This window comes from Brenneria goodwinii, from assembly GCF_002291445.1.
In the GTDB taxonomy this organism is placed as follows: domain Bacteria; phylum Pseudomonadota; class Gammaproteobacteria; order Enterobacterales; family Enterobacteriaceae; genus Brenneria; species Brenneria goodwinii.
Map to the genome: position 1 here is coordinate 4826198 of NZ_CP014137.1, position 12593 is coordinate 4838790.

Below are 12593 nucleotides of genomic sequence, written 5' to 3' on the forward strand. Positions count from 1 at the left end.
ATTTATCAATTTATTGATATTGGGTGCGAATACGGGCGCGCATATTTCATCTTTTTTATAAAAAATTATTTAAATCAGTCGATTAGGGAAGTAAATGACGATCCTGTATATTCAGATCCGCAAAAATAAAATGGTTGTTCGTAATCCTGAAATGCATCAGGAGGTAAGCGATGCCAGCCAAGTTTTCAGTAATTCTCGTCTACTGGTTGCCGATTTCTTTCGCGCGCAAAAGGTTCTTTATGATTTAACCCGAAAGTTTGTCAAACGGAGCTGGTTCAAATTTGGTCGGGATATTCTGATTATTCATGCACTCGAAATGAATGAAGGCGGGCTATCTCCGGTAGAAGAGCGAGTCCTGCAGGAAATCACGGTTGCCAGTTCACCGAAAGCTCATTTGATAGTGATCGATGGTCCACGAGTATTGACCGATTCGGAAGTTATTGAGCAAGCAAAGGAAAAAGGATAATCCATGTGAGCATTATTGTTGTTCACCGTGAAACATTTTCACCTTCGGCCGTGAACGCTCGACATTTATGTTAAAAATCGCTATCTTCAGGCATCTAGAAGTCTAAACGTATAAACGTATGCATTGAGGATATAAGGTTATGCCAATCCGGGTTCCTGATGAGTTACCGGCCGTAAGTTTTCTGCGTAATGAGAACGTTTTTGTGATGACGTCCTCTCGTGCTAAAACGCAGGAAATTCGCCCTTTGAAAGTGCTGGTACTGAACCTGATGCCGAAGAAGATCGAAACTGAAAACCAGTTTCTGAGATTGCTATCAAACTCTCCGTTACAGATCGATATTCAGTTACTGCGTATTGATAGCCGTGAGTCGAAAAATACCCCGGCCGAACATCTGAATAATTTCTACTGTAACTTTGATGACGTTCAGGATGAGAATTTCGATGGATTGATCGTCACCGGCGCGCCGCTGGGTCTGGTTGATTTTTGCGACGTGGCCTACTGGCCGCAGATCGCCAGAGTGATTGAATGGGCAAAAGAGCATGTGACCTCCACGCTCTTTGTGTGTTGGGCCGTACAAGCGGCGCTCAACATTCTGTATGGCATTCCGAAGATGACTCGTACGGAGAAGTTATCCGGGGTCTATGCACACCATACGTTACAACCGCACGCGTTACTGACCCGGGGATTTGATGAGACATTTTTAGCGCCGCATTCCCGCTATGCGGATTTCCCTGCCGATGTCATTCGCAACCATACCGACTTAGATATTCTTGCCGAGTCAGAGCAGGCTGGGGCCTATCTGTTTGCCAGCCGGGATAAGCGTTTGGCTTTTGTTACCGGTCATCCTGAATACGATGCATTAACGCTGGCGAATGAATATTTCCGCGATCGTGAGAGTGGGCTTAACCCGACGCTTCCGGTGAACTATTTTCCTGATAACAACCCGGAAATCGCGCCTAAAGCAACCTGGCGCAGCCACGGGCATTTATTGTTTGTTAACTGGCTTAATTACTATGTTTATCAGATTACACCTTATGATTTGCGTCGTATGAACCCTACATTGGACTAAACCACACTTTCTTTCACCATCGCGGCACGGCTCAACCCGCCAGAAAAAGTCTCATGCGACGCCACGTCAGCGGGTGAGTAACTTATGTTAGGATAGGTTCTTGCATTGGTGAGAAATTCATCGCTGGTATGAGGTATTTGTGATTAATCGGGTAGACGAGTTGCGCCGTCAGTTAGCGCAACGCATTATGGTATTGGATGGTGGGATGGGAACCATGATCCAGAGCTATCACTTGCAGGAAGCAGACTATCGTGGCGCGCGTTTTGCTGACTGGCCAAGCGATGTGAAAGGCAATAACGACCTTCTTGTGCTGACCAAACCCCAGGTCATTACCGCTATCCATGATGCTTATTTGGAAGCCGGGGCCGATATCCTCGAAACCAACACCTTCAACTCCACCGTGATCGCGATGGCTGATTATGGGATGGAATCGTTGTCGGCGGAGATTAATACCGCCGCGGCGAGACTGGCTCGCACCAGCGCGGATAAATGGACGGCGATGACGCCGGATAAGCCGCGTTTTGTTGCCGGCGTACTCGGCCCGACCAACCGGACCGCCTCTATTTCTCCGGATGTTAACGATCCCGCATTTCGCAATATCACCTTCGACCAACTGGTTGCCGCTTACCGGGAGTCCACCCGCGCGTTAATCGAGGGTGGTGTCGATCTAATCATGATCGAAACCATCTTTGATACCTTAAACGCCAAAGCCGCCGTCTTTGCGGTTGAAAGCGAATTTGAAGCGTTGGGCGTTGAATTACCGGTGATGATTTCCGGTACGATCACCGATGCGTCCGGCCGTACGCTGTCGGGGCAGACCACGGAAGCGTTCTACAACTCATTACGCCATGCCCGTCCATTATCGTTTGGCCTGAACTGTGCGCTGGGTCCGGACGATCTGCGGCAGTACGTGGCCGAGCTTTCCCGTATCGCCGAGTGTTACATATCGGCACATCCGAACGCGGGGCTGCCGAACGCCTTTGGCGAGTACGATCTGGATGCCGATGACATGGCGCTCCACATTGGCGAATGGGCGCGCGCCGGCTTTCTGAATATCGTGGGGGGATGCTGCGGCTCGACGCCGGCGCATATCGCCGCCGTTGCCGAAGTGGTTAAAGGCGTGGCGCCGCGGAAATTGCCGGCGATCCCGGTGGCCTGCCGTCTGTCCGGTCTGGAGCCGCTGAATATTGATGCCGACACGCTGTTTGTTAACGTCGGGGAGCGCACCAACGTTACCGGATCGGCCCGTTTCAAGCGTCTGATAAAAGAAGAAAAATTTAATGAAGCGCTGGATGTGGCCCGCCAGCAGGTAGAAAGCGGCGCGCAGATCATCGATATCAACATGGATGAAGGGATGCTGGATGCGCAGGCGGTAATGGCGCGTTTTCTGAATCTGATTGCCGGTGAGCCTGATATTGCCCGTGTCCCGATCATGATCGACTCTTCGAAATGGGAGGTGATCGAGCAAGGGCTGAAATGTATTCAGGGCAAGGGGATCGTTAACTCCATTTCCATGAAGGAAGGAGTTGAGGCCTTTATACATCATGCCAAGCTGGTTCGACGTTATGGCGCCGCGATGGTGGTGATGGCGTTTGATGAAGTCGGGCAGGCGGATACCCGCGCCCGTAAGATTGATATCTGCCGCCGTGCTTATCACATCCTGACGGAAGAAGTCGGATTCCCGCCCGAAGATATTATTTTTGACCCGAATATTTTTGCCGTTGCGACCGGGATTGAAGAACACAACAACTATGCGGTCGATTTTATTGAAGCCTGTGCGGACATTAAACAGCAGCTTCCCCATGCGATGATCTCCGGCGGCGTCTCTAACGTTTCATTCTCTTTTCGCGGCAACGATATGGTGCGTGAAGCGATCCATGCCGTCTTCCTTTACCATGCTATTCGTAACGGGATGGATATGGGGATCGTTAACGCCGGCCAGTTGGCGATCTACGACGATCTTCCCGCCGAACTGCGCGACGCGGTTGAAGATGTGATCCTCAACCGTCGCGATGACGCCACCGAACGCATGCTGGATCTGGCGGAAAAATACCGCGGCAGCAAGTCAGATGATGAGAGTCATAAGCCGCAGGCCGAATGGCGTTCCTGGCCGGTGAAGAAGCGGCTGGAATATTCGCTGGTGAAAGGCATCACCGAGTTTATCGAACAGGATACCGAGGAAGCGCGTCAGGAGTCGGAGCGGCCGATCGAAGTCATTGAAGGGCCGCTGATGGACGGCATGAATGTGGTCGGCGACCTATTTGGGGCGGGGAAAATGTTTCTGCCGCAGGTGGTGAAATCGGCCCGCGTGATGAAGCAGGCCGTTGCCTATCTTGAACCCTATATTGAAGCCAGCAAGGCCAAAGGCGAAACCGCCGGCAAGATCCTGCTGGCGACGGTGAAGGGGGATGTTCACGATATCGGTAAAAATATCGTCGGCGTGGTGTTGCAGTGTAATAACTACGAAATCATCGATCTGGGGGTAATGGTGCCGATGGATCGGATCCTGAAAACCGCCCGCGAAGAGAAAGTGGATATTATCGGTTTGTCTGGCCTGATCACGCCCTCCCTTGATGAAATGGTCAATGTGGCCAAAGAGATGGAGCGCCAGGGATTCACTCTGCCGTTAATGATTGGCGGCGCGACGACGTCGAAAGCGCATACCGCCGTGAAGATTGAGCAGAACTACAGCGGCCCAACCGTCTATGTACAGAATGCCTCCCGTACGGTGGGCGTGGTTTCTTCGTTGTTGTCCGCGAGCCAGCGCGATGGTTTTGTGGCTCGCATCCGCAAAGAGTATGAAACGGTGCGTATCCAGCATGGCCGCAAGAAGCCCAGAACGGCGCCTATTGCGTTGCAAGCCGCCCGTGATAACGGCGTCCCGTTGGATTGGGAAAACTATACGCCGCCGGTGGCGCATCGCTTAGGCGTACAGGAGGTCACTGCCGGCATTGATACCCTGCGTAACTACATCGATTGGACGCCATTTTTTATGACCTGGTCGCTGGCGGGCAAATATCCGCGCATTCTGGAAGACGACGTAGTGGGGGAAGAGGCGAAACGACTGTTTGCCGATGCCAACGCTATGCTGGATGATTTGTCGGCGCGCGGCGCGCTTCATCCCCGAGGCGTGGTCGGGTTATTCCCTGCCAACCGGGTTGGGGATGATGTGGAAGTTTATACCGATGAACGGCGGGATGAGGTGCGGTTGGTTAGCCATCATCTGCGTCAGCAAACCGAAAAAGCGGATTTCCCGAACTATTGCCTGGCCGATTTCGTCGCGCCCAAGTCCAGCGGCAAGCCAGACTACATTGGCGCGTTCGCCGTCACCGGCGGGCTGGAGGAAGACGCGCTGGCCGAACAGTGGGACGCGCGGCATGATGATTACAATAAAATCATGGTGAAAGCCTTGTCGGACCGGTTAGCTGAAGCCTTTGCCGAGTATCTGCACGAACGGGTGCGTAAAGTTTACTGGGGCTATGCGGCACATGAGAATCTCAGCAACGACGAGTTGATTCGTGAAAACTATCAGGGGATTCGCCCGGCGCCGGGATACCCGGCATGCCCGGATCACACTGAGAAGGCGGAAATTTGGCAGTTGCTGGATGTGGAAACGCATGTCGGTATGAAACTGACGGACTCTTATGCCATGTGGCCGGGGGCGTCGGTATCCGGCTGGTATTTCAGCCATCCGGACAGTAAGTATTTCGCCGTCGCGCAGATCCAGCGCGATCAGATAGAGGATTATGCCAAGCGTAAAGGCTTACCCGTCACCGAGGTTGAGCGCTGGCTGGCGCCGAATCTGGGTTATGATGCGGAAGATGTCTGATAATCCGCTTTCAAAGTCCCTTGTCGCTCATGTATTTATCAGTACTGGGGATGTTTCGCGCGTGGCGCGCGATAAGCATTGATCTTTCTCTGTGATATTGCGCCACGCCCGATACAGGGTGAAGTTTTCAGCCCGTTCAAACACGGCTGAGACCATACGCAGTGCCATGCTGAGAATAGTTATCAATATTATTGATGCTTGCCGGATCGGGTGATATGGTGAGCCTGGTAATAATTATTTCGATTCTCTTTCCCCAGCGATGGCTGGCCTGATCCCGGATCCTGAGCATGGTCAACTGCGTATCTTCCACGATGGTAAAGCGCCATTTTTCGATAGAGGATTTTTTTGATTTTGGCGAGCGCTATGGCATCCGCTACCACTTCCCCGCGCTGCCCTCAGGCGGTCTACGTCATCAAGAAAAGCGTATCGTTATACAGGGCAACGTCGAAGAGCTGGTGCTGCCTTGCGGTATCTGCCTGACGAACTCCAACGTGCAGGTTTTGCAGCCCTATGAGTCGACCTCGCTGCAATGTTCGCCGATGTATACGCTGGTGGTGTTGGAGGGCTGCGTGGCGATCCGCCTTGACGGCCGGGAGTTTGTCATACGTTCGGGGATGGCTTTCAGCACCAGGCTGGGCGAGCATCTGGTGATGAAAGCCAGTCATCCGGCCGATCGTCATCTCAAGACCTTAACGCTGGGGGTTAATCCCGCCAGTTTTCAGCCGCAGCCAATGATGGCCTCTTTACTGCATGAATGGGAAAACGCGCAGACTCCCGCTTTTGTGTGGCAGGTTCCCGGCTATTTGTTATCTGGTTTGCAACACGCGCTGGACCACACCGTTGCCGACGTACCGCGTCAGTTCATGTTGGAAGGGGTGATGCTGCAACTGCTGGGTTACGGTCTGTTGACCGAAGCGCGATCGCAGGGAAAAAGTTATCTACCCGCGCCGGGCGAACGCTGTCGTCTGGAGAACATCCGTCAACTGCTGCAACAGCAGCCGGAAAATGAGTACACCTTGCATGCGTTGGCGCAATTGGCGGCGATGAGTCCCAGCAGCCTGAGAAGCAAATTCCGGCAAGCCTACGGGCACTCGGTGTTCGATTATCTGCGCGACTGCCGCCTGGCGCTGGCCCGCCGCTATCTTGAACGGGGATATAGCGTGCAGCAGTCAGCCTGGATGTCCGGTTATCAACATGCCTCCAACTTTGCTACCGCCTTCCGGCGGCGCTACGGCATTGCGCCAAGCGACGTGCGTATTCTCCCCTGAACGGATTGCTTGCATCTCCCCATCGTCGCCGTGAGGGGATTCACCTTCATCATTTCCCAATAGTTCCTGCCTGCGCGCGCTTTTGTCATTGCGCATACATAAGTTGTCACTGTGCATAGCTATTGCTTCGCTCAAAACGGTAATAATTCTTATTTACAGATAATATTGGGCGGAGAGTATCATGTTCAGAAAAACGCGGCTGGCGGTGTTGGTGGGGTGTATTGCGGGAGGCGTGAGCGTATCGGCGTTGGCCGAGGGCGAAACCGCCTCTTCCTCCACGCAGGAAGATACGCTGGTTATTACCTCGCAAACGCAAAGCGGCGCCACCAAGCTGGAGACGCCGGATATAGAAACGCCGCAGGCCGTTTCCATCATCACGCGCGATCAGATTCAGCAGCAGGGAGCCACCAGCGTGCGTCAGGCCGTCAGCTATACGCCCGGCGTGTTCAGCAACCAGATCGGCGCCTCCAACCGTTTTGATTATATGGTGCTGCGCGGTTTTTCCGACGGCAGCCTGGATAACGTCTATCTGGACGGTTTGAAAATGATGGGGGATACCAACTCCCATAGCTCTTTAGTGATCGATCCCTGGTTTCTCGATCGCATTGAAGTGGTGCGAGGCCCGGCATCCGTGCTGTATGGCCGCGCTTCGCCCGGCGGTATTGTGGCGCTGAGCTCACGTCAGCCCTCTTTCGAACGCAGCGGTCAGATTAAACTGTTCGCCGGAAATAATGCGCAGCGCGGCGCGGCGTTTGACGTGACCGGTCCGCTGGATGACGATGACCGTTTTGCTTTCCGTCTTGGCGGTATCGTGCGCAAAGCGGATACCCAGTTCGGCCCGCTGAAAGAGGAGCGTTATGCTATAGCGCCCAGCCTGACATGGCGTATTTCCGATCGGACCCGGCTGGAATTGATGGCCTATCTGCACCGCGATCCGGAAGGCGGCAGCCATTCTGGTTTGCCCTATGAGGGCACCGTGGTGCCGCACAACGGCCGTAAAATCTCCAATAATTTCTATGAAGGCGAAGAGAATTACGAGAAGTACGATCGTAAACAAAACATGGTCGGGTATAACTTCGAACATGCTTTTGACAATGGCTGGTCGGTACGCCAGAAACTGCGTTATCTGAAGAGTAAAGTCCGGCTGGATCAGGTCTATGCCTATGGCTGGAGCAGCGGCGATTCGCTTTATCGTTACTATTCCGGCTCGCGGGAAGCGCTTTCGGCGCTGACGTTGGATAACCAGCTCGACGGCAGCTTTGATACCGGCCCGGTCAACCACCGTCTGCTGGCGGGGATCGATTACCAGCAACGCCATAATGATGTGGACTGGCCGTCGGGCGCATTCCCGGATATTGACGCCTTTAACCCGGTTTATGGCGCGTTGCCGACCATCATGTATCCCTCAACGCTTGAGAAGCACAAGCTGCAACAAACCGGCATCTACGTTCAGGATCAAATGAGCTGGGAACGTTGGCGTTTCACGCTGGGCGGTCGCCACGATCGGGTGAAGGTGACCAATATCGATAAGAGCACGAGTAACCGTAGCGAGTTGGATAAGGATAATTTTAGCTCCCGAGCGGCATTGCTCTATCTGTTTGACTCCGGCTTTGCGCCTTACGTGAGTTATTCCACCGCATTCACGCCAACCAGTTTTGTCGGCGAAGACGGCAACGTGCTGGAGCCAATGAAGGGCAGACAGTGGGAGGCCGGGCTGAAATATCAGCCGGAAGATTCGCAAAACCAGTACAGCATGTCGGTATTCCGCATTAATCAGAAGAATGTCGCCACGAAAGTACAGCCGACCGATCCCTACCGCTCAGTGGGGGAAATCGAGTCCGAAGGCGTGGAACTGGAAGCCGTCACACATCTAACGGAAAATTTGCGCTTGCAGGCGGCCTACACCTATACGGATATCCGCTATAAGAAGAGTAGCCCGGAAGAACAGGGAAAACGCGCCGTTTACGCGCCGCGTAATCAGGCCAGCGCCTGGGCCAGCTATGATGTGAGTCGCGGCCCGCTGGATGGTTTGACGCTGGGAGCCGGCGTACGCTATGTGAACGGCGTGACCAGCGATCGCGCCAATACGCATACGCTGCCATCCTATACGCTGGTGGATATGGCGATCGGCTACGATTTGTCGAAGATCGGCTTGAAGGGACTGAGTGCGCAACTGAACGTGAACAACCTGACCGACAAACGCTATGTCGCCGCCTGTAACTCGCTGGAGTTCTGCTATTTCGGCGCTGAACGCAGCGTGGTAGGCAGCGTGTCCTACTCTTTCTAATCTATACTTTTGCCGCACTAAAACGAAACAGGCCGGGATATGCCCCGGCCTGATCGGATTTTCTTTTCAGCTAACAATCAGTACAGGCCAATCACTTTCCACCACATCAAACCCGCCGTCATAAAGATGGCCTGATTCAACAGGCTGACGATAAAGCCGGTTCGCCACCATACGGCGGTCGGCACATATCCAGCGCCGAATAGAATCGGTCCGCGGGCATGCGTGTATTGCGTCAGCGAGCAGTACAGACTGCTGGTGAAGGCCAGCATAAAGGCCATCGGCACGGCCGGAATATTCAGGTTGATCCCTACGCCAAGGAATACGGCGAACAGGGCCGCGATTTGCGCATTGCCGCTGGCGAAGAAGTAGTGGGTGTAGAAATAGGCGGCATTAAGCAACAGCAGCACCAGAACCCAACTGGTGCCCTGCATCATGTGGCCGACGCTGTTGCCGATCACATCGCCGAACCAGGTGGTAAAGCCCAGTGTTTTCAACTGATTCGCCATCATCAACAAGGCGGCGAACCAGATCAGCGTATCCCATGCGCCTTTTTCGCTTTTGATATCGTCCCAGCGTAATACGCCGCTCAACAGCAGGAATGACAGGCCGACAAAGGATGCGGTAGTGGCGTCAACGCCCAGGCTATCGCCAAAGATCCACAGTACCAACAACAGCACCACGGTAAAGGCCATCATCCATTCGCCGCGGGCCATCGGCCCCATTTTCTTTAACTCTTCGACGGCCAGTTTAGGCGCGTCCGGCGTACGGCGAATTTCTGGTTTGGTCAGCCAGTAAACAAGTAACGGAACAAGAATCAAGGAGATGAGGCAAGGAACCACCGCCGCCAGGAACCAGCTTCCCCAGGTGATGTTGACGCCGGCGTTGGCCGCCAGTTTTATCGCCAGCAGGTTGCCGGTATAAGCGGTCATAAACATGGACGCGGTAATGTCGTTGACGTTACCGATACAGGTAATGAGAAACGTACCGATTTTACTGCGTGATGCATCATCCGGTCTTGAGTCGAAACTGCGTGAAAGCGAGTCGGCGATCGGGTAAATGATGCCGCCGCAGCGTGCGGTATTGCTTGGCATGGCGGGGGAGAGCACCAAATCGGCGAATGCCAGGCCGTAAGCCAGCCCAAGCGTGCGCTTCCCCAACAGACGGATCATCTGTAATGCGATGCGGCGGCCGAGCCCGGTCTTGATAAAGCCGCGGGCAATCATAAACGCAACGACGATCAGCCAGATCAGCGAACTGTTAAGCTCGCTGAGCGCGGTTTGTATTGCGCCGCTGGCGGTTTTGTCGCCGGCGGCATAGGTCAGGGCGAAGATGGTGATGCTGATGATACCAATCGCCCCGATGGGCAGTACGTTGGCCACAATACAAATAATGGTGGCGACGAAAATAACAGCCGAATGCCAGGCTGCGAGACTAAGACCTTCTGGTGGCGAGAGTTGCCAGAAAATGCTGGCGATAATCAGAATAATTATTAACGGGAGCCAGTTCAGGCCGTATGACGTTTTGGTCTTCATTCCCCTTTCCTTACTACATATCTGAAGAATTATTTAGCCTATGGTTCACAGCATATATAGGACTCTAAGAGGATATTCCTATACCGAATAGGAGTGAGAGAAAACAGTGCGATTATTGATTTAGATACGTTTTTAGAAATATTATTAGTTAAGTAACTATTCGTTGCGCTGAATCATTTCAGCTCCCTTTGCTATGCCTGAAACCCTTATATTTTAGACGGGAAATAGAGGGAAGTATGGATGCGTAATGAATAATTGGTCTTATCTTTTTTAAAGTAAAACCAACTTTATTGTCACATTTCTTTGCTTGGGGGGATGGAAATTTTTGCCGGTCGGATGTTAACCGGCGCATAGTTTCACTGGCGTGTTTACAGCGCGCGCAGAGGAAATACGGCGACAAATATTTGTCGCCGTATTGGGATGATAAGACGAAAAGGAAGCGTTATTTCAGGTAAAAGACCTCTTTCAGCGTCTGGCTTATCGGGCTGTTATCCGGATTACTCGGCATAAGATCGCGCATTGATTTCCACCAGCGCTGGCAAACCTCGGTTTGGGAGACGGCTTCCCAGCGCGCTTCCGACTCGATATCGACGGTGGCAAAAAGCAGATGGCGTTCAGCGTCGAGATAAATGGCATAGTGATGAGCGCCGTGCTGTTTAAGAACGGCTTCCAGCTCCGGCCAAATCGGCGAATGACGACGTTGGTATTCCTCGTGGGCGTCGGGATTCACCTGCATGACAAAGGCTTTGCGGATCATAATGCCTCCAGGTACAGCGCGCGCACCTCTTCACGCGAGGCGACGCGCGGGTTACATGGGGCGCACGGATCGGCCAGCGCTTTGTCCAGCCAGCCTTCAATATCGCTGGTTTTGATGCCCAATTGGCTGAAGCCGGAGGGGATCCCCACGCGGGCCGAGAGCGCGCGGATCGCCTCAATGGCCTGCTCTTCGCTCATTCCCTGCGTATTCGCCCCCAGCGCCTTGCCCCATTTGTTCCCTGTAATCTGTTTCACCATATCGCCAATGGCGCCCGCGCCGTGAAAACTTATTTTGGGTAGTGTCAACATAAAACTCATCAATATCTCCTTAAACGTATTAATGCAGAGCCTGCGATGCGCAACACCGCCGGCGTATTCCGCGTTTGCGCCGCATCAGCCGGTACGTGAAGATGGACAAAGAAATTACGGCGAGCGGCATCAGACCTTCGTTCCCCAGGCGCGGTGGTAATCCGTCGTCTGGGGGACATTCCGCTACCGCCTGGTGAACGGCGAATGATGTTGGAGAGTCAACGGCGCGGCTGATTAAAGCTCCAAGGCGCTGGCGAGCGGCGTAACGCCGAAACGCTTACCAAGCGCAATCAGTTCATCCCGGCTGATAGTCTGTTTCATGCCGCCCATGGAAATCACTTTCACCAGTACCTCGGCGGATTTCTCGGCGGTATCGATCAGGCCGAATGTCTCATCAAGCGTCGGTCCGCTGCCGAATACGCCATGGAATGGCCACAGTACCAGTGAATGCCTGGACATCTGGTTAGCGGTCGCCGTGCCGATTTCGTCGGTGCCCGGCACCATCCACGGCAGAATGCCCACGCCGTCCGGGAACACCACCAGGCACTCGGTGCTGCCTTCCCATAGCTTGCGGGTGATAATGTCGGAGTCGTTTTCCAGTACGTAGGTCAGGGCGATCAGGTTGGTCGCGTGGCAATGCATGATCACGTGATCTTTACCGCCGGTCGCTTTCATGCGCACGCTGTGCGACTGGAAGTGTGACGCCAGTTCAGACGTCGGCACCGCATCGTTCTCCAGTCCCCATAAAATGTGGTAGCCGGTTCCATTGCCGTCTACCCGCACCACGCCAAGATTACCGGCGGGATCAAGCTGTACGTTGCGGAAGAATTTGCCGGAGCCGGTAACGATAAACGGCGTGTCGGCCAAATCCGGCATCGGCTGGCTTAACGCGATGTAACGCGGCTGTTGATGAAAATCCGCCTGATAGGGGGCGATATCGTCCGCGCTTAGACGCAGGGTAATGTTGCCGCCGTTGCGCTCATCCCAGCCTTTCAGCCAGGCGTCCGATGTTGCTTTAATCATGCCTTCTACAAACCAGGCGTTGAGGATGTTCTGCATAGTCTCAGTTTCCTTGTG

The 12593-nt window shown here is 53.7% G+C and carries 8 protein-coding genes and 1 pseudogene; 5 read left to right on the top strand and 4 right to left on the bottom strand.

The window, feature by feature from the left end:
* Positions 1-94: 94 nt before the first annotated feature.
* The 5 genes from ACN28R_RS21545 (at position 95) to foxA (ending at position 8919) form a co-directional block, all read left to right on the top strand.
* Positions 95-466, top strand: coding sequence for a YjaA family stress response protein (locus tag ACN28R_RS21545; RefSeq protein ID WP_095835426.1), 372 nt, complete (start codon positions 95-97; stop codon positions 464-466).
* A 139-nt stretch (positions 467-605) separates the two neighbouring features.
* Complete coding sequence (gene metA / locus ACN28R_RS21550) at positions 606-1535, top strand: homoserine O-acetyltransferase MetA (protein ID WP_048637274.1); 930 nt, start codon at positions 606-608, stop codon at positions 1533-1535.
* 139 nt (positions 1536-1674) lie between these two features.
* Positions 1675-5364: a methionine synthase gene (gene metH, locus ACN28R_RS21555; protein WP_095835427.1), complete on the top strand. Its 3690-nt coding sequence runs from the start codon at positions 1675-1677 to the stop codon at positions 5362-5364.
* Between the two features lie 311 nt (positions 5365-5675).
* A complete protein-coding gene (locus tag ACN28R_RS21560; protein WP_095835868.1) occupies positions 5676-6632 on the top strand; it encodes a helix-turn-helix transcriptional regulator in 957 nt (318 codons plus the stop codon).
* Between the two features lie 181 nt (positions 6633-6813).
* Positions 6814-8919: a ferrioxamine B receptor FoxA gene (gene foxA, locus ACN28R_RS21565; RefSeq protein ID WP_095835428.1), complete on the top strand. Its 2106-nt coding sequence runs from the start codon at positions 6814-6816 to the stop codon at positions 8917-8919.
* A 77-nt stretch (positions 8920-8996) separates the two neighbouring features.
* Here the strand turns inward: foxA and ACN28R_RS21570 are convergent, their stop codons facing one another.
* From ACN28R_RS21570 to rhaD, 4 genes and pseudogenes are all read right to left on the bottom strand, one after another.
* Entirely contained in the window at positions 8997-10451 is a 1455-nt protein-coding gene (locus ACN28R_RS21570; RefSeq protein WP_095835429.1) for a DASS family sodium-coupled anion symporter, read from the bottom strand.
* A gap of 442 nt (positions 10452-10893) precedes the next feature.
* Positions 10894-11208 (bottom strand): L-rhamnose mutarotase, encoded by a 315-nt coding sequence (gene rhaM / locus ACN28R_RS21575; protein WP_048637278.1) that lies wholly within the window; start codon positions 11206-11208, stop codon positions 10894-10896.
* Positions 11205-11432: pseudogene (locus ACN28R_RS21580) on the bottom strand (L-threonine dehydrogenase); the annotation flags it as partial. The gene rhaM and the pseudogene ACN28R_RS21580, both read right to left, overlap by 4 nt.
* A 318-nt stretch (positions 11433-11750) precedes the next feature.
* Positions 11751-12575: a rhamnulose-1-phosphate aldolase gene (rhaD, locus tag ACN28R_RS21585; protein WP_048637280.1), complete on the bottom strand. Its 825-nt coding sequence runs from the start codon at positions 12573-12575 to the stop codon at positions 11751-11753.
* Positions 12576-12593 lie beyond the last annotated feature (18 nt).